The sequence below is a fragment of the Actinophytocola algeriensis genome (assembly GCF_014203735.1).
GTDB classification, from domain to species: domain Bacteria; phylum Actinomycetota; class Actinomycetes; order Mycobacteriales; family Pseudonocardiaceae; genus Actinophytocola; species Actinophytocola algeriensis.
The window spans coordinates 576,434-594,124 of the sequence record NZ_JACHJQ010000005.1 but is presented as its reverse complement, the minus strand read 5'-3'; the positions used below and the strand labels follow the sequence as shown (position 1 = coordinate 594,124).

Sequence of the window (17,691 nt, the reverse complement as noted above, 5' to 3'; positions counted from 1 at the left end):
GCTTCACTCAGTCCAGACACCGGACGGTTCTGTCTGCCGTGGGTCAGGACGCGCGTCCCTCCGCGGTGAGGCTCGGGCACGTCACCGCGGGTGCGGTGCCGAGGCCGCGCTGGATGGCCCTGCTGATCTCGCCCAGCTGCTCCACCTGCTCGGGGGTGAGCTGGTCGAACAGCTTCTCCCGCACCTCGGTCACGTGCCCGGGGGCGGCGGCCTCGAGTGCCGCGTACCCGTCGTCCGTCAGCATCGCGAACGAGCCGCGCTTGTCGGTCGGGCAGTCGCGGCGGCGCACCCAGCCCGCCTCCTCGAGGCGGGCGACCGCGTGCGACAGCCTGCTGCGGGAGGAGTTTCGGACGCCGGCCAGCTCGCTCATCCGCAGCGTGCGGTCCGGCGCCTCGGACAACGCGACGAGGATCTCGTAGTAGGCGTGAGGCATCGCGGCGTCCCGCTGGAGCTGCCGGGCGAGCGCGTCGGTCAGCCCCATGGTCGCCGACAGGAACGAACGCCAGATCTCCTGCTCGCGCTCGGACAGCCATCGGGTCTCGGACATGCCCCCAGTGTACTTGTTGAACTCTCAATCAACTAGGTGTACGGTCACGGATAGCTGATCGTTCAACTATCTCCACAGGAGGACCTTTCCCGATGAGCAGCGCCACCAGCGTCGAGATCCCCGGCTACGTCGCGGGTACCTGGGACATCGACCCCTCGCACTCCGAAGTGGGCTTCGTCGTCCGCCACCTGGTGGTCACGAAGGTCCGAGGCCGGTTCGCCGAGTTCTCCGGCTCGATCACCACGGCCGAGAACCCGCTCGAGTCCAGCATCGAGGTCGAGGTCGCCCTCAACTCGATCACCACGAACAACGAGTACCGCGACGGCCACCTGCGCTCCGCCGAGTTCTTCGAGTCCGACAAGTACTCGACGATGACCTACAAGGCGAACGGCGCGCGCCAGGACGGCGACAAGTTCGTCCTCGACGGTGAGCTGACCCTCAAGGACGTCACCAAGACCGTCCCGCTGACCTTCGAGTTCAACGGCATCGGCCAGCACCCGGACGGCCGCACCGTCGCCGGCTTCACCGCGAACGCGTCGATCAACCGCAAGGACTTCAACGTCAACTGGGAAGGCGTCCAGAACGGCATCGCCGTCGTCGCCGACAAGGTCGACATCCACATCGAGGTGGAGGCCTACCTCCGCCAGCCGGAGGCCTGAGCCCGGCCCCGAGTTCCCACCGCGACGAAGGACCCGTCCACACCGGACGGGTCCTTCACGCCATCTCGGCCCAGGCCTTCGCCAGCATCGCCCGGGTGTCGCCCAGCAGCTGCGGCAGCACCTTCGTGTGCCCGACCACCGGCATGAAGTTCGAGTCCCCACCCCACCGGGGCACCACGTGCTGGTGCAGGTGCGCGGCGATCCCGGCCCCCGCGATCACGCCCTGGTTCATCCCGATGTTGAACCCGTGCGGCACCGACACCGCCCTGGCGACGGTCATCGCCCGCTGGGTGAACTCGGCCAGCTCCGTCGTCTCCGCCGGCGTGAGGTCGGTGTAGTCGGCGACGTGCCGGTACGGCACCACCATCAGGTGCCCGGGGTTGTAGGGGTACAGGTTCAGCACCCCGTACACCAGCTCACCACGCGCGATGATCAGCGCGTCGGCGTCGTCGAGCGCGGGCAGCCGACAGAACGGGCACCCGTCCGACTCCTCGCCGACCGGCTTGTTCTCGCCCTTGATGTACGCCATGCGGTGCGGGGTCCACAGGCGCTGCAACGCGTCGGGCACCCCGACGCCATCCTGCTCGACGAACTCCGCACCGGTCATGGGACCGATCCTAGTTCTCGACCTTCACCAACTCCGCCGACGGCGACTCGTTCTCCCGCCGCCCGACCCACTCGACCACCGTGCGCACGGCCTCGTCGACCGGCACACCGTTGATCTGGCTGCCGTCGCGGAACCGGAACGACACCGCGCCCGCCTCCACGTCCTTGCCGCCCGCGAGCAGCATGAACGGCACTTTCTGGGTGGTGTGGTTGCGGATCTTCTTCTGCATGCGGTCGTCGGAGGTGTCCACGTCCACCCGGATGCCCGCCGCGCGCAGCTTCTCCGCCACGTCGGCCAGGTGCGGCGCGTGCTCGTCCGCGATCGGGATGCCCACGACCTGCACGGGCGCGAGCCACGCCGGGAACGCGCCCGCGTAGTGCTCGGTCAGCACGCCGAAGAACCGCTCGATCGACCCGAACAGGGCGCGGTGCAGCACGACCGGCATCTGGCGGGACCCGTCGGAGGCGGTGTAGGCCAGCTCGAACCGCTTCGGGTGGTTGAAGTCCACCTGGATGGTGGACATCTGCCACGACCGGCCGATCGCGTCCTTGGCCTGCACCGAGATCTTCGGGCCGTAGTAGGCGGCGCCACCCGGGTCCGGCACCAGCTCGAGGCCCGAGTCGACGGCGGCCTGTCGCAGCGTCTCGGTGGCCTCCGCCCACTCCTCGTCCGACCCGATGAACTTGCCGGTGTCACCCTTGGTCGACAGTTCCAGGTAGAAGTCCGACAGTCCGTAGTCGGCGAGCAGGTCCAGCACGAACCGCAGCAGCGACCGCAGCTCAGCCGGCATCTGCTCCTTGGTGCAGTAGATGTGCGAGTCGTCCATGGTCAGCCCGCGGACCCGGGTCAGGCCGTGCACCACACCCGACTTCTCGTACCGGTACACCGTGCCGAACTCGAACAGCCGCAACGGCAGCTCCCGGTAGGACCGCCCGCGCGACCGGAAGATCAGGTGGTGCATCGGGCAGTTCATGGCCTTGAGGTAGTAGTTCTCCTCGTCGAACTTCAACGGGGGGAACATGGTGTCCGCGTAGTAGGGCAGGTGGCCCGAGGTGAGGAACAGCTGTTCCTTGGTGATGTGCGGGGTGTTGACGAACTCGTACCCCGACTCCTCGTGGCGGCGCCGGGAGTAGTTCTCCAGCTCGCGGCGGATGATGCCGCCCTTCGGGTGGAACACCGGCAGCCCCGAGCCGATCTCCTCCGGGAAGGAGAACAGGTCCAGCTCGGCGCCGAGCTTGCGGTGGTCGCGCCGTTCGGCCTCGGCCAGCCGCTCCAGGTAGGTGTCCTGCGCCTCCTGCGACTCCCACGCGGTGCCGTAGATGCGCTGGAGCTGCGAGTTCTTCTCATCCCCTCGCCAGTACGCGGCCGCGACGCGGGTCAGCTTGAAGGCCGGGATGTGCTTGGTGGTCGGCACGTGCGGGCCGCGGCACAGGTCGCCCCAGACCTGCTCGCCGGAGCGCGGGTCGAGGTTGTCGTAGACGGTCAGCTCGCCGCCGCCGACCTCCATGACCTCGTCGGTGTCCACGTCGCTCTTGAGGTCGACCAGCTCCAGCTTGTACGGCTCGGCCGCCAGCTCCTCCTTGGCCGCCTCGACCGACTCGACCTTGCGGCGGGAGAACCGCTGCGCGCCCTTGATGATCTGCTTCATGCGCTTCTCGAGCGCCTGCAGGTCCTCCGGGGTGAACGGCTTGTCGACGTCGAAGTCGTAGTAGAAGCCGTCGCGGACCGGCGGGCCGATGCCGAGCTTGGCCTCCGGGAACTGCTGCTGCACGGCCTGGGCCAGCACGTGGGCGGCCGAGTGCCGGATGACCGAGCGGCCGTCGTCGGTGTCCGCCGCGACCGGCTCCACCTGGGCGTCCGCGTCCGGGGTCCAGGACAGGTCACGCAGGCGGCCGTCGACGTCGCGGACCACGACGATCGCGTCGGGCCCCTTGCCGGGCAGACCTGCCTCGCGGACCGCTGCGCCCGCCGTGGTCCCGGCCGGCACCACCACGCGCGGGGTGGGTTCGGCGGCAGACGGACGCGGCTCAGACACGATTACTCCTGGCAGTGCGGTTAAGGGATCGACGAGTGCCTCTCGCGCACTACATGTGCGTAGTGTGCGAGCGCACCGCGATGCTACCGAGCCGCCCCGCGCGTTGGCCTGCGGGTTTCCGGCTCAGCCACCCAGCCACTTCTGCATGCGCCGGATCTCGTCGCTCTGCTCGGCGGTAACGCCGTCGGCGATCTCCTGGACCCGCACGTCCACGCCATTCTTCCGGACCTCGTCCGCCATGGAGAGCGCGCCCTGGTGGTGGGCGATCATCAGCTGCAGGAAGAGCGTGTCGAACGCCTGGCCCTTCGCCTTCTCGAGGGCGTCCAACTGCTCAGGCGTCGCCATGCCGGGCATGTCCCCGCCGCTGCGGCCGTGGCCGTGCGGCGCGTTCGGGTTCACCGTCGGTATCGCGTGCTGGGACAGCCAGCGGTTCATCATGTCGATCTCGGGGCCCTGGACGTCGTGGATGCGGCTTGCCAGCCCTTTTACGTCGCTTGACGATGCCCGCTCGGGCGCCAGGCCCGACATGTAGACCGCCTGCTGGTGGTGGACGATCATGTCCGTGATGAACGCCTTGTCCGCGTCGTTGGGCCCGGGCTGCTCGGCGACGGAGGCCTCGCCGGGCGGGATCGTGCTGGCCTCCTCCCCCGGTGCGCCCGGGACGATCACGGGCGCGGAGTTGGTCGGCGGAGGCGGTGGCTCACTGCTGCAGCCGGCGAGCACACCTAGGGTGAGGACCACCCCGGCACCGGCCGTGGCCAGCCGGTATGTCCAGTTCGTCACTATCACAGGAAAACGGTTTCCCATCTGCCGACCTACCGAAGATTAGATCTAGTTTATTCCCGACCCAACTGTTCATAATGTGTCATCCCAACGGCACGAGAGGGGACCGTCGTGAGCTCCACCCTGCGCGGCTGGCGTCGAAGAGTGTCAGTCGCCGCGATCGGCGCGGCAACCCTGGCGATCGGTGTACTCACCGCTCCCGGGGCGTCCGCACAGGACTTCCCGGGCGCGGACGAGATCGTCAGCAGCCCGAACATGAAGCACGAACTGAACATCCCGCCGTCCGCGCCGCTCGCCGGCACCGGCTCGACGGGCACTGACATCGCGTTCCAGGGTCACTACGCGTTCGTCGGCAACTACCTCGGCTTCACCATCTACGACATCAAGAACCCCAGGAAGACGAAGATCGTGAGCCAGGTGCTCTGCCCCGGCTCGCAGAACGACATCTCGATCAGCGGCGACCTGGTGTTCCTGTCCACCGACTCGCGTCGCAGCGACGACTCGTGCAACTCGGTGTCCCAGAACGACGGCTCCAAGGCGTACTGGGAGGGCATCAAGATCTTCGACGTGAGCGACAAGCGGGCGCCGCGGTACGTCAAGGCCGTGGAGACCGCGTGTGGCTCGCACACGCACACGCTGGTGCCGTCGAAGGACCACAAGACGGCCTACCTGTACGTGTCGTCGTACAGCCCGTCGGCGTCCATCTCGAAGTGCCAGCCGCCGCACGACAAGATCTCGATCGTCGAGGTGCCACTGCGCAACCCGAGGGCGGCCAAGGTCGCTGCCACGCCGGTCCTGTTCCCGGACGGCGGCAACCCCGGTGACGGCAACCCGTACCCGAACGGCACGTCCGCCACCACGGGCTGCCACGACATCACCGCGTACCCGGAGCAGGACCTCGCAGCGGGTGCCTGCATGGGTGACGGTGTGCTGTTCGACATCAGCAACCGCCTCGCCCCGCGCGAGATCGACCGCGTCCAGGACGACGCGCACTTCGCGTTCTGGCACTCGGCGACGTTCAACAACGCGGGCACCAAGGTCGTCTTCACCGACGAGCTCGGTGGCGGCGGCGCGGCGACCTGCAACGCCGAGATCGGCCAGGAGCGCGGCGCGGACGGCATCTACGACATCGTCGGTCGTGGTGACAACCGCAAGCTCGTGTTCAAGAGCTACTTCAAGATCGACCGCTTCCAGACCGACGACGAGAACTGCGTCGCGCACAACGGTTCGCTGATCCCGGTCAAGGGCAAGGACATCATGGTCCAGGCCTGGTACATGGGCGGCATCCAGGTCTGGGACTTCACCGACTCGTCGAAGCCGAAGAAGATCGGCTTCATCGAGCGCGGCCCCGCGGCCGACCCGGACACGGGCGGCGGCAGCTGGTCGGCGTACTACTACAACGGCTACATCTTCTCGTCCGACCTCGGCAAGGGCTTTGATGTCATCAGCATCAACGACCCGCGCACGAACCCCGCGAAGCACGTGCGGATGGACGAGCTGAACGTCCAGACCCAGGGCCGCTACGGCCGCTGAGGGTGCTGACGGTGTAGACCGTGTTCGATCCAGGAGGCCCCGCCGGTTCACCCCGGCGGGGCCTTCTCGTCACCCGAGACCCCGAAGATCCCCGGTCACCATGGCCCGCAACGCCCGTCCGACGGGCGCGTCCCCGTCGGCAGGCGCCGTCACCCGCACGAGGTCGCCGTCCTGCTCGACCTCCATGCCGGGCAGGAGCTCGTCCCAAGGCTCCCGCGAGGACGGCACGTCCCCGTCCAACGCCCGCTCGATGCCGCTCTTCTCGCCCTCGAGACAGAACACCTCGGTCCCGTCCTCCCGCACACCAACGCCCACCTGCTCAATCCGAGCAGCGACGACGTCCCCGAGACACCGCGCGAACCCGCTCATTCGTTCGTCGTCAGCCAGAGTCGAGTCACCAGGGTCGGTGACCCAGTCGACCCCGGCCGCGGCAGGCGCGTACGCGAACGCCCCCTCAGCGGTCCTGATCGAGTTGAACTGGTTGGTCTGCACCACACCCATGAACGGACCGTCGAAGTCGATCTCGAAGTCCGCTCCACTGGTCCAGCGGGTAGCCCCGTCCTGCTCGTCCCGCTCGATCCCCATCTCGCCCAGCCGGTCGTTCACCGTGTCCACGTCGTAGTCACCCCACAACACGGCCCCCCACCGAGGCGGCTGCCCGACCAGAATCGCCTCATCGAAGGCCCCGGGATCAACCCCGACAGCGTCGTCGACGAGCTTCGCCGTGTTGACGATGGTCCCGAACCCATACCCCTCGAGGGACCGATACCGCTCCCCCAGCTCCCGAACCCGAGCAGGCGCCCCGTACTCCACGGCGACCCGGGAGTCCGGGTTACCCCGAACCTTCCCAAGCGCCCCGAGGAGCCCGGAGGAGAACACGCTCGGCGGCGCCTCCTCCCCGGCACACCCAGCGACCAGCAACCCCGCGACAGCAAGGACAGCGAACGGCTTAGCCGCAGGTAAAGGCACCCGAAGATCATATGGTGACCCTCCGCGAACCCCCACGAGAGGCATCCGGTAGTCTTCCCGCATCGCTGAGGGGCGATTAGCTCAGCGGGAGAGCGTTCCGCTCACACCGGAAAGGTCACTGGTTCGATCCCAGTATCGCCCACCCCTCCGAAGGCCGACCCATCACTCGCAGTCAAACGCGAGCCGGGTCGGCCTTTGTCGTTTCCGGGGTGTGCCCCTGGGGTGCAGCATCCCTGGCGCCCGGCACCACAGCATCGGCCACTGAGGCCCACCCCCGGCCTAACCCTCCGGCCGTCGTCCCCTGGCAACCACCCCTTGACCGCGATCGCCGGCCAACCACCTCGCCCCCGCATCGCCCAGCTCGCAGCCCCTCACCTCGCAGTTCTCCTGACGCTCAGCGCTCCCGCCCTACGCTCCCGCAGCCCAGCCCCTTCCCGCCTCCCAGTCGTCCGCACTCCCGCCCATCACTCCAGTCCTCCTGCCCACGTCCCCATCGCCGACCTCCTCACCGCCTCCCATCCACGTCGCAACCGTCCAGCGCTTCCAGGTCCCGATAGGCGCCCTCGACAGCTGTTCTCCTGCCACCTCCACCCCATCTCGCCGGTGCACCCGCGACCAGCCCGGGCTCGCCCAGCCAGCCCACTGCGCCCACACCCGATTCGGACACAGCCGGCTACGCCCTGTCATCGCCGCAGACCGGAACCGCCGCTCCGCGACGTCGACAATTGCCTTCACAGCCGCTGTGGCACGCATCACAAACTCGCCATGTGATGCCTATCCGGCAATGGACGGTCACGCTCGCGTGACATACGTTCAGACGCCGTCGATTTCCGGCTGGTCAGAGGCCATGTCACACCATCGGCCGCAGATGCGCGTAGTCGCGTCGACACTCAACGTTGCGCCCGTGTCGTCGAAATCACCTAGTTGGAGTGGCTTTAGCCCACCATCGGGTGAAGCAGGTCCACTTTGAGGTGAGTCGCGGCAGACCGGTTTTGATCACCGCCAGGACGAGCACCGTCCTGCTTGGACTATTCATCACCCGTATGGGTCAGCCCTTGTTCACCCTGGCGTGTCACCAGGTTCCTTCCCGACTCAAGTTGGTGTCCGGTTAGGGGAAATTCTGGTTCGCTGCGGGATGTATGGCCCTACCCTGAGGTAAGTTGCCGGTTGGCACGAGCAACATCCGGGCCACGGCGCTACCGGGGCGCAGCCGATCCTCGCCGGCATGGCGATTGACGGACCGGCACGACTCACGGAGCGTCGCGAACCGGGTGCGCTCTGCCGAAAATGCTGACCCAGATGGGTGAACTGCGAGGATTATGCGATCGAAAGGGGTCCTCCAGCCGTCACAGGGGCAGGGGCTCAGTCGTTTCCAGGCTGAGAAGGGAGAAAAGGGGTAGCGACAATGCGCAACGACCACGTAACGCTCCGCTCAACAGCGGTGTTCGACCTTCTCGCGCCGCGGACGCCCGCGGTCCCGGTGAAAGTCGAGCTGCGCTACGACACGCGCGATCCATACGCCGTTGTCGCGGCCTTCCGTACCGGCCGGGCGGGATGGGTCGAGTGGGTCTTCGCCCGCGACCTGCTCGCGGACGGACTCATCGCGGAAGCAGGCAACGGCGACGTCCGGATCCGGCCGGCGGTCGACGACCCCGAGGTCGTCGTCATCGAGCTCAGTTCGCCGTCGGGGCACGCCGTGTTCGAGGCATCGGCACAGGAGCTGGCCGACTTCCTGGACCGCACGTACGACGTCGTGGTCCCGGGCAACGAGCACCTCTGGGTGAACGTCGATGAGGCGCTGACCCACCTCATCTCCACCGACCTGACGTGACAGGGACCCCCCTGTGATCGTCGATATGGGCATCGGATAGAGTTTCGCTCACACCACGGGGAACACGGAATCCGTTCCACAGCCCCAGGTTTCGCGGACGTGGCGCAGCTGGTAGCGCATCACCTTGCCAAGGTGAGGGTCGCGGGTTCGAATCCCGTCGTCCGCTCGAGAAGGGGCCATTCCCATAACCCCCAACTCCACGCGGTAGCCACGGCGGCGTGGCCGAGTGGCTTAGGCAAGGGCCTGCAAAGCCCTGTACGCGGGTTCGATTCCCGCCGCCGCCTCGGGCGATTAGCTCAGTGGGAGAGCACTACCTTGACACGGTAGGGGTCACTGGTTCAATCCCAGTATCGCCCACCAGACATACGCGCTGGTCAGACGGCCTGTTGGTGATCATCACCGACAGGCCGTTTCTGCGTTGTGGGAGCAGATTGGGAGCAACTGATCTTGACCACACTTGCGTCCCAGTAGTGGTCACCCACGTCCGTGCTCCCAGTTTGCTCCCACCGTCGCTGCAGCCCGTCGAGCATCGCGGCGATCATGGGTGGGGTGACGTGGGAGTAGATCCCGGACACGCCCTTCTGCCGGTGTCCCATCCGGCGGTGCCGCAGCACGTCGGGAACGTGGTCCTCGATCAGCCATGTGTTGTGCGTGTGACGCAGGTCATGAAAGTGCAGACCGGGTGCGATCGGGTTCCAGCCACGCTTGACGTCACCTGCGACGGCGGGCAGCCAGACCCGTCGCCGGAAGTTCGCCCGCCGATGCCATCCACCCTCCACCGCCGTGAACACATACCGGGCCCCGGGATGTGACTCTCGCAGCTCGGCGAGCAGGTCGACCAGGAACGGCGGCAGGTGCACGGTACGGACACTGGCCTTGGTCTTCGGCGGCCCCAACGTCAACGTTCCACCGACTTCGTGCAGGGCCCCAACCTTGGCGTCGGTGCTCAAGTGGCCGCCGTCCAGGTCGACCCGCCGCCACTGCAGACCAGCGAGTTCACCCCACCGCATCCCACCATAAGCGGCCATGATCATCATCACACGATCCATCAACCGCGCCCGCCCGACGATCAACGCCACCTGCTCCGGTGTCGCGACAGGCCGCTCATCACCAGCGCCGGTGTTGACCCGCAGTCGGCGACACGGGTTCGCTGCGATCAGTCCCTCGTCGACCGCTTCGTTCATGATCGTCGAGAACAGCGACACCACATCCCGCACGGTCGGCTCGGCCAGCGACCGGCGCAGCGACTTCACCCACGCCTTCACCGTCATCCGCCCGATCTCACCCAATTCCACCTCGCCGAACCGGGGCAGGATGTGGTTGCGCAGATGCGAGTCGTACTTCGCCCACGTCCCCGCACCGACATCGTGCGCGTCCGACCATCGCCGGACCCACTCCCCCACACACGTCTGCGCCAACCGCGGATCCACGAACGCCCCGGTCCGCTGCTCGGACTCCACATCAGCCGCGCGATCGGCCGCCGCACGGTACGTACTGAACCCGGGCTCAGACGGGACGCTCCCGTCCGGCAACCGATCGGACCCGGAACCCCGACCCGTGCTTCTCCACCCACGCCATTCAGCATCACTCTTTCCTCGACTGAGGACAGCCCCGAACGAACGATTGGGGCACGGCACCATGGACGCTCCGTAGCCCCGAGAGAGCAAGGCCGTATGTGGTCATGCCCGCCGATCGGGTGAACCGGACGGACGGTCGCGATCCAAAGGACGGCGACGGTGGTGCGGGCCCGCGACTCTGGCCGGGTGAGCGCCGTCAGCCACGATCGCCTCCAGATCCGCCCACGAGAACCGCAGATGCTTGCCCACAAAACAACAAGGCACCCGACGCTCCGCAACCCGCCGCCGCAACCACGACTCCCGCACCTGCAACACCTCAGCCGCCTGCCCCGGCGTCAACAACAACCTCTCACCCACCACAACTCCTCCCAACCCCCTCCAACCGGACACCCCTGAACTCCGAAATATCGGCCCCGTGGGGACACCGAGGACCCAAATTCCTCAACGGAGGTGAGTCCGGACACCCGAGGGGCTGACCTTGAGCCGAGGATGAACAGGTGTCCGCATCCGCGTCATCCGATCAGTCGCGCAGAGCACCCACGACCGCGCACGTGTCCTCTCTCGATCTCTTGGCGATCCCGGCGGTGTTCACACAGGACGCGCTGTTCGACGCCAGCCAGTTCATCGACGAAGCCAAGAAACGCGGCCTGTCCCTCACACTCGAGGACCTGCAAGACCTCCACACCCGCGGCACGCTGTTCCCGCTCTTCCGGGTCAGCGACACCGCTGCCGAGGGACGACGGATCAGCGGCAGACCCAACATCCTGTGAGCTTCCCCCCGAACCGTGGAGGACTCCTCTATGCGGCTCGGTTGGCCGCAGTGGTCTCGTAGTCGATCGGGACTGCATGCCACAGGAACTGCGACGACGTCGCCGATTATAGAAGTCGACAACCCACTCGACAATAGTCTGTTGTGCTTCTTTCCGGGTTTTGAAATGGTGTCGGGAGAGCACTTCGTGTTCCAACGTTGAGAAGAACGACTCGGCTGCAGCATTGTCGAAACACGACCCGGTCCGACCCATCGACTGCCGAATGCCGAGCTTGTCACAGAGCACAGTGAAATCGTGCACGGTGTAGGTCGATCCACGGTCGGAGTGGAAGATCACCCCGGCCACCCGAGCCTTCCCGCCGCGGGCGGCGACGGCCATCTTCATGGTCTCACCAGCGAGTTCGGCGTCCGGGTGGGCGCTGGTGGCGTAGCCGAGCAGCCGGCGGGAGAACAGGTCGATCGCCGTCGACAGGTAGATCTTGCCCTCGTCGGTGGGGATTTCGGTCATGTCGCCAACCCATTTTATGTTCGGCGCCGACGCGGCGAAGTCCCACTGAACGAGATCCGGAAACGGCACCGCCCGCTTGTCCGGCCGAGTCAGATTCTTCCGCCGCTTCTTCCCTCGGGCGACCAGGCCTTGGCGGGCCATCGACTTCGCCACCGTCTTCTCGCTCACTACCCAACCATCGGCACGTAAGTCGGCGTGAACACGCGGCGAACCGTGCAGACCGTGAGCAGCCTCGAACGCCTCGACGACCGCCGCGTCAACCTCGGTCCGCCGCTGTTCGGCCCGCGTGGGCGCCTGCTGGTGCCGGCGGGAGTTCCACTTGTAGAACCAGGACTCCGACACGGTCAGAGCCCGGCAAGCGACCGCGTGCGGCACGTGATGGCTGGTCCTCTGGTCGGCGATGAACGCGGCCAGGCTCACCGCGTCGCCTCCTTCACCCACAGGACCACCGATCGCTTGAGGACATCGCGCTCCATCCGCAACTCGGCGTTCTCCGCCCGCAACCGGGCCAACTCGGCCCGCTCGTCGCCGCTCAGCCCTTCGCTCTCGCCACGCGCGATCTTGTCCTGCTTCACCCAGTTCGCCAGCGTCCCGGCACGAATCCCCAGGTCAGCAGCTACCTGGACGATCGGTTTGTTCGTCTCGCGGACGATCCGAACAGCTCCCTCACGGAACTCCCGGTCGAACTTCCGCCTCTTCTCGGGCATGACACATGATCCTCATAGTCCATGCCTCCACGATCTTGGGGGAAGCTCACCGACGACGAACTCGTCGAAGCCGCCACCGCCCTAACAGACTCAACCGCGACAACCCAGATGTGGGAAGAAGAACTACGCGACAAGCTGACAAAGGCCCGCGAACATCACCACGACATCAAGATACCGTTCGGCCAAATGCGAATACCCATCGACAAACCACGACTAGCAGAACTTCTCTGGCCCGTACTACTCACAAAACTGCAGACCGAGTTCGCAGAAAGCCGCACACCGACCACCCCCGTCATCATGCTCATCGATGACATAATCCGCATCCACCACCACATGTCCGGAATCCGAGCCATTGAACCTCCCACCACCTGACCGCTAGAACGGACAGAGGGAAAGGCCAGATTGGCAAGTCACACCCAATTCTCGGTGGCGATTTCACCAAGTATAGGTCCCGAGAGCATCAGGCGCACGGCGCCCCGGCGTCGACGCACCCGGCCCGCAGACGAGTACCCGATAAGATCGACACCAGAGACGAGCAGACCCCTGAGTTGCACAAACACGCCGAACCAACAGTCCGTCAGGCCGACAGGATCGACCCCAGCGACCCCTTGACCCCCAGCGCGGTTTGCATATTTCCGCGACCTGCGAAAATAGAGAATCCCCTGCATAAAACAAAGTAGCTCAGGTCAGTTGAATGCAATTTACCTCATCAACGGCATAGTGAACTCTCCTGATTTTCTCCTTCTCCTTCATCACAGCTGAACCCCGTCTTCGCGGCCTTCCGCACCGCGGCGTGCCGCCCGCGACGTGAGCCGCGTGGCCTGGGAACACATCTACGGCGCGGTACTCGGGGCCTACGGCGGCGGAGGCGGCACGTTCAGCGCCCGTATCGTGGAAAGCACCCGGCACCGGGAAGCCCGCCACCAGGGGACGGGCCTCTTGTGCTTCGGACTAGGCCTTGAGCCGGTAGGCGGCCAGGAAATCGTCGTCCTCGGATCGGGTGACCCTGACCAGCAGCAGGTCGTCTGTCATGGCGATGAGCTCGCCGGGCGGCTTCTCGTCGACGACGTGGCCCGTGCGGTCCATCGTGACGATCGGCGGGTTCCGTCGGGGGTTCTCCACCGAGACGCGGCCCTCGACGACTGACAGCAGGGTCGTGCCCGTGTCGAGCGGTGCGGTCTTCACCGCCTTGTCGTTCAGGCGGAACGTCACCAGTCGCGTGCCGGCCTGGCATGCCACCAGCGTCGTGTCGGCGACGCACGACTCGGGGTCTGCGTCGGGGAGTCTTGCGACCTCGCGACCCGTGGCGGCGTCCAGGACCCGAACGGTCTTGTCTGTGGTCACGATCACGACGAAGTCACCGGCCGTACGCACCAGGTGGGCGTCGTCGACGCTCCACGTGGGCTGCCCGGTGGCCAGGTCGAGCGCGGTGACCGTGCCGGAGCCGGTGAAGCGTCCGGCCGGGAGCGGCTTGGTCGTCGACAGTAGTGCGACGCCGCCGGCTGTGGCGTACGGCCACGCGCCCTGGTGTTCCCACTTCCGCTGACCGGTGGCCACGTCCAGGGCCACGACCCGCACCTGTGCCAGGTCGGCCGGACTGCCGTCGTTCGGTGTCACGGTGACCAGGGCCGTGGTGTCGTCCGCCGCCCACAGTTCCTGCTTCCAACCCACCCTGTTCTGCGCGCAGCCCTCCGCCGGCGTCGTCGGTGTCTGCCACACCACGTCGCCGGTATCGCCCGACAGCAACGCCACACCCGGCTCGACCAGATCGCACTGGAACACGTTGTAGCCAACCAGGACGCCGTTGCCCACCAGAAGGGGCAGCCGCGGGCTGGCGCTCAGGTCCAGTGCGACGGTCCTGCCCGGCAGGTCCGCCTGGTCGGCCTGTGCCCACAGGGCCTTGCCGGACCCGACGTCGAGGAGTTCGATGCCCTCCTCCGTGCGGGCGAGCAGCCGACCGTCGCGCAGGGCGATGCTCCCCCGGTTGAGTGACAGCGTGACGCCATCGGCCGTCCAGACGCGATCGGACAGCGCCAGTGGGGCCAGCTCGGCTCGGGTCCCGGGTGGCGGCGGGTCCTCGTCCCGGCTGACCAGCACCACCACGAGGACGGCGGCCAGCGCGGCCACCACCCCCACTGCGATCCACAGGGCCGACTTCTTCCGGTCCACAACCATCACTGACCCGATTCGAGCCAGTCGTTGGCGTCCTTGATGGGCGTGTGACCGCTGCCACCACCGAGCTGCTCGGCGTGCTTGGCCATCGAGGCCTCGATGGCCGCCTCGGTCCGCCCCAGGTCGTCGGCCGCGAGCGACAGGTGGGTGGCGGACTCCTTGACCTCCCATGCGAGGTCGGTGATGAGTCCTTCGGCCAGGTCGGCCAGCGCCGACCACGTGTCATACGGCCCGTACTCGGTGTCCCACGTGTTGAGCTCCGCCCGCCGGTACCAGTGACCTCCGACGTATCGCGAGGCGTTGACCAGGTCCGCGGCCTTGTTGAGCTGGCTCTCGATGACCGGCATCGTGTTCGTGGCGAGGAACTTCAGGGTCTCCAGGTTGACCGCCATGCCGTCGATCTGCGTCTCGGAGAGCACCTCCGGCTTCGGAAGGTCGAACGAGCCGCTGCGGCTTACCACCGTCCGCATCGCCTCCTTGATCTGACGGTCGATGACCCGCTCGCGACCCTTGATGGTCTCGGCCAGTTTCCGAAGCGCCGCATTGGTCTTGTCGATGACGTCCTTCGGCCAGTCGCCGGCGAACTCGACCGGCGGCTTGCTCGGCGAGTCCTTGATGCCGAGTAACGTCGCGAGCGGGCCCAGCGCCTCTCCGGCCTTGTTCAGGATGGGCTTCGCCCCGGTGGGCAGCATGCCGAGCAGATCGATGAACGCGGTGATCGTACCGAGGTCGAAGACATTGGCAGTCCCTCGCTCCTTCATCGCCGCGTGCGTCTTGTCGGCGATCGAGAGAACGTCCTCCCGCGCCTTGACCCAGATCCGCTGCTCGGCGAGCAACGTCGTGGCGACGAGCACGACGACGGCGTACTGGCCGTGGATGACCGCGGGCAGCGGGGTGACGAAGTTCTGCTCGAACGTCAGAATCATCGTCCCGCCCATGTCATCGTTCCCGATGCGCGACTGCAGGGTCTTGATCTTCTCCATCTCGATGTTGCCGATCTCGCTGATCTTGTCTCCCTGCGTGGTTAGCGAGATGAACCAGGCACCATTGAGAAGGTTGTCCAGATGCGGTTCGAAGTCCTTCGGGTCGGGAATGGACCGCCAGCACTCGAAAACGTCCCGGATTGTGTCCTCGAAGTGCGCGTAGACAAAGGATGCCGCGTTGGTCCCCTCGCCGTACTCGAACGCGTAGTGTTCCGGCTGGCCGTTGCACAGGCACAGCCCACCGGACCTTCGCGACGGGTTCCCCGGTGGCGTGATCTCCCAGCCGTGCATCAGTTCGTTCATGTAGTTTCCGCCGTGTCGGGTCCACCCGAGGCAGTACATGTAGAAATCTATGGCCTCGTCGATGATCCGCTCGACGGTCTGGTCCAGCTGGTCCTCGAAAGCCATGCCCCGCTCCCCCATTCAGGTGCCTGAGGTTGCGTAGGGTACTACCGTTCTCACACTCGATGGGCGTATTTCGGACTATTGCGCGCGAGGCGTGCGCATCCATTCCGGCCCGGTGGCGTCACGATGCGCACCCTTGCCGTGCGGCGGGCGGGGTTGTATAGCGCGCGGACGCCGGTGCCGCGTAGCCAGAAGCCGGTGCCTCGGTCGAGGACGGACCCTGGCTCGCCGCCGCGTAGTTCCAGCTGTATCCGTTCTCGGATGACGACGGCGAACGCGTCGTGCCAGTGTGCCGGGGCGTCAGGGACGCGCTCGCCGCCGCGTAGCGCGAGCGTCCACACGGGACTACTCCGCCGGGGAGGCGGTCCGGCAGGCCCAGTCGTGGGAACCGGTCGTCGTGGAACGTGGTGATCTCGGTGATCGCGCCGTCGGTGATGCGTAGGACGTCGATCGTCAGGGGCGGTAGGCGCCCTCCTTCGCCTGCCAGTCGTAGAAGGCGACGGCAGGTTGGCGGTTCACCGAGGTCTGGACGGTGCGCAGGGGACCCATGCCCTCGAAGCCGCGCTCGATCCAGTAGTTCACCACCATGTCGCGGCCGATGTACAGGCCCGGTGTGGGTGGCATCGAGGTTCGCACGTCGTCGCGCAGCATCGCGGTGAGCGCGGGGATGTCCGGGCAGGCTGTCGATGCGCTGCACCTTGCCCACCGCGGTCAGCGGCTGGCCCTTCTTGGTGGTGTTGCGGTTGTGCCCGGCCCACTGCCCATGCACGGCGTGCAGGGTGTCGGCGATGTACTCGGCGGCGATGTCGCTGCTGGTTGACGGGTCCTACTTTCTGGCCCGCGCCCTGTACGACCAAGGCAGAAAAGCGGAAGCGGAAGTCGCCTTCCGCGACGCGATCCGTATCGAACCCACTCTCAGCGAGGCCTTTTGCCACCTCGCCAACATGCTCGCCGAGCAAGGCCGGTACGCCGAGGCCGAACCGCTCCTTCGCGAGGCCATCCGGCTGGATCCGGACTGGGAACTTCCGCATAGTATCCTCGCCGACCTCCTGAAAGCCAGACACCGAGGGACATCATGAAACTCAGCATCAAACGTGACCAGTCGGACCGGCTCGGCGTTTTCGGCGGCCACAAGGGCGTCGACTTCTCCCTCAGCTTTCAGCTGCTGTTGACTCCCCAGGAATCCGAGCTCGTGCGGCGATACAAGTTCGCGGACGTGACGCTCGGGACGTGGCAGTACCAGGGATCCGAGGTGCCGATCGCGACGGTGGGAAGTGCCGTAGCGGGCCGGACGATGCACTGGCCGAGCGTCGTCGAAATGTTGGAACGTGAGCGGCAGCTGAAGAACGCCTGCGTCATGCTCAAGAAATTGCTGGACGCCGCCAGCACCTTCGGCGGTGAGGAGGTGTTCGACATAACCGCCGACACCGACCAGAACGACTGACGCGAGGATGCCGGTCAGCCATCCGCGCGAATGGCGCCCCTTGGCCGCCAAGGCCGACGTCCGGAACCGCCTTCCGAGGCGAGCAACGTCTCACGCTTCGTCCAACGATCGAAGATCGCATAGCCGGTGTACTTCGGATTGACCAAATCGCCACGGATGATC

18 protein-coding genes and 4 tRNA genes are annotated in these 17,691 nt (G+C 66.4%); 10 read left to right on the top strand and 12 right to left on the bottom strand.

What is annotated here, in order from left to right; translation table 11 throughout:
• Positions 1-43: 43 nt before the first annotated feature.
• A complete protein-coding gene (locus tag FHR82_RS25295; protein ID WP_184812978.1) occupies positions 44-547 on the bottom strand; it encodes a MarR family winged helix-turn-helix transcriptional regulator in 504 nt (167 codons plus the stop codon).
• 92 nt (positions 548-639) lie between these two features.
• Between FHR82_RS25295 and FHR82_RS25290 the strand changes: the two genes are divergently transcribed.
• Positions 640-1,206 (top strand): YceI family protein, encoded by a 567-nt coding sequence (locus FHR82_RS25290; protein WP_184812977.1) that lies wholly within the window; start codon positions 640-642, stop codon positions 1,204-1,206.
• 55 nt (positions 1,207-1,261) lie between these two features.
• Here the strand turns inward: FHR82_RS25290 and FHR82_RS25285 are convergent, their stop codons facing one another.
• From FHR82_RS25285 to FHR82_RS25275, 3 genes are all read right to left on the bottom strand, one after another.
• Positions 1,262-1,813: an HIT family protein gene (locus FHR82_RS25285; protein ID WP_184812976.1), complete on the bottom strand. Its 552-nt coding sequence runs from the start codon at positions 1,811-1,813 to the stop codon at positions 1,262-1,264.
• Positions 1,814-1,823: 10 nt separating this feature from the next.
• A complete protein-coding gene (gene thrS, locus FHR82_RS25280) occupies positions 1,824-3,848 on the bottom strand; it encodes a threonine--tRNA ligase (RefSeq protein WP_184812975.1) in 2,025 nt (674 codons plus the stop codon).
• Positions 3,849-3,971: 123 nt separating this feature from the next.
• Entirely contained in the window at positions 3,972-4,631 is a 660-nt protein-coding gene (locus tag FHR82_RS25275; RefSeq protein WP_311771265.1) for a DUF305 domain-containing protein, read from the bottom strand.
• A 111-nt stretch (positions 4,632-4,742) separates the two neighbouring features.
• Between FHR82_RS25275 and FHR82_RS25270 the strand changes: the two genes are divergently transcribed.
• The gene (locus FHR82_RS25270) at positions 4,743-6,164 is read left to right on the top strand and encodes an LVIVD repeat-containing protein (protein WP_311771264.1); all 1,422 of its coding nucleotides are present in this window, start codon (positions 4,743-4,745) and stop codon (positions 6,162-6,164) included.
• A 69-nt stretch (positions 6,165-6,233) separates the two neighbouring features.
• Here FHR82_RS25270 and FHR82_RS25265 read toward each other — a convergent pair whose 3' ends face one another.
• A complete protein-coding gene (locus FHR82_RS25265; RefSeq protein ID WP_184812973.1) occupies positions 6,234-7,133 on the bottom strand; it encodes a hypothetical protein in 900 nt (299 codons plus the stop codon).
• Positions 7,134-7,203: 70 nt separating this feature from the next.
• Here FHR82_RS25265 and FHR82_RS25260 point away from each other — a divergent pair.
• The 5 genes from FHR82_RS25260 to FHR82_RS25240 all read left to right on the top strand — a co-directional run bounded on the left by FHR82_RS25260 (position 7,204) and on the right by FHR82_RS25240 (position 9,324).
• Positions 7,204-7,275, top strand: a tRNA-Val gene (locus FHR82_RS25260).
• Positions 7,276-8,538: 1,263 nt separating this feature from the next.
• The gene (locus FHR82_RS25255; protein ID WP_184812972.1) at positions 8,539-8,964 is read left to right on the top strand and encodes an SsgA family sporulation/cell division regulator; all 426 of its coding nucleotides are present in this window, start codon (positions 8,539-8,541) and stop codon (positions 8,962-8,964) included.
• Positions 8,965-9,057: 93 nt separating this feature from the next.
• Positions 9,058-9,130: transfer RNA gene (locus tag FHR82_RS25250), tRNA-Gly, on the top strand.
• A gap of 46 nt (positions 9,131-9,176) precedes the next feature.
• Positions 9,177-9,248: transfer RNA gene (locus FHR82_RS25245), tRNA-Cys, on the top strand.
• A gap of 1 nt (position 9,249) precedes the next feature.
• A tRNA-Val gene (locus tag FHR82_RS25240) sits at positions 9,250-9,324 on the top strand.
• A gap of 14 nt (positions 9,325-9,338) precedes the next feature.
• Here FHR82_RS25240 and FHR82_RS25235 read toward each other — a convergent pair.
• From FHR82_RS25235 to FHR82_RS25225, 4 genes are all read right to left on the bottom strand, one after another.
• Positions 9,339-10,367 (bottom strand): tyrosine-type recombinase/integrase, encoded by a 1,029-nt coding sequence (locus FHR82_RS25235; RefSeq protein WP_221464230.1) that lies wholly within the window; start codon positions 10,365-10,367, stop codon positions 9,339-9,341.
• Between the two features lie 276 nt (positions 10,368-10,643).
• Positions 10,644-10,898: a helix-turn-helix domain-containing protein gene (locus tag FHR82_RS48055; protein WP_376706443.1), complete on the bottom strand. Its 255-nt coding sequence runs from the start codon at positions 10,896-10,898 to the stop codon at positions 10,644-10,646.
• Positions 10,899-11,053: 155 nt separating this feature from the next.
• Positions 11,054-12,238 carry an IS3 family transposase gene (locus tag FHR82_RS25230; protein WP_221464229.1) on the bottom strand — a complete coding sequence of 395 codons (1,185 nt, stop codon included), beginning with the start codon at positions 12,236-12,238 and terminating at the stop codon, positions 11,054-11,056.
• The gene (locus FHR82_RS25225; RefSeq protein WP_184812971.1) at positions 12,235-12,525 is read right to left on the bottom strand and encodes a transposase; all 291 of its coding nucleotides are present in this window, start codon (positions 12,523-12,525) and stop codon (positions 12,235-12,237) included. Before FHR82_RS25225 ends, FHR82_RS25230 begins: the two co-directional genes overlap by 4 nt.
• Positions 12,526-12,546: 21 nt before the next feature.
• On the opposite strand from FHR82_RS25225, the gene FHR82_RS25220 reads away from it, so the two are divergent.
• Complete coding sequence (locus tag FHR82_RS25220; protein WP_184812970.1) at positions 12,547-12,897, top strand: hypothetical protein; 351 nt, start codon at positions 12,547-12,549, stop codon at positions 12,895-12,897.
• Positions 12,898-13,476: 579 nt separating this feature from the next.
• On the opposite strand, the gene FHR82_RS25215 is transcribed toward FHR82_RS25220, so the two are convergent.
• The 3 genes from FHR82_RS25215 to FHR82_RS45280 form a co-directional block, all read right to left on the bottom strand.
• Complete coding sequence (locus FHR82_RS25215; RefSeq protein WP_225944528.1) at positions 13,477-14,700, bottom strand: outer membrane protein assembly factor BamB family protein; 1,224 nt, start codon at positions 14,698-14,700, stop codon at positions 13,477-13,479.
• A complete protein-coding gene (locus tag FHR82_RS25210) occupies positions 14,700-16,088 on the bottom strand; it encodes a hypothetical protein (RefSeq protein ID WP_184812968.1) in 1,389 nt (462 codons plus the stop codon). The genes FHR82_RS25215 and FHR82_RS25210 overlap by 1 nt, the downstream gene beginning before the upstream one ends.
• Positions 16,089-16,538: 450 nt before the next feature.
• Positions 16,539-16,736, bottom strand: coding sequence for a hypothetical protein (locus FHR82_RS45280; RefSeq protein WP_221464228.1), 198 nt, complete (start codon positions 16,734-16,736; stop codon positions 16,539-16,541).
• 137 nt (positions 16,737-16,873) lie between these two features.
• On the opposite strand from FHR82_RS45280, the gene FHR82_RS25200 reads away from it, so the two are divergent.
• Both FHR82_RS25200 and FHR82_RS25195 read left to right on the top strand, forming a co-directional pair.
• Complete coding sequence (locus tag FHR82_RS25200) at positions 16,874-17,164, top strand: tetratricopeptide repeat protein (RefSeq protein ID WP_184812967.1); 291 nt, start codon at positions 16,874-16,876, stop codon at positions 17,162-17,164.
• Positions 17,161-17,529 (top strand): hypothetical protein, encoded by a 369-nt coding sequence (locus tag FHR82_RS25195; RefSeq protein WP_184812966.1) that lies wholly within the window; start codon positions 17,161-17,163, stop codon positions 17,527-17,529. The genes FHR82_RS25200 and FHR82_RS25195 overlap by 4 nt, the downstream gene beginning before the upstream one ends.
• The last annotated feature ends 162 nt before the right edge of the window (positions 17,530-17,691 follow it).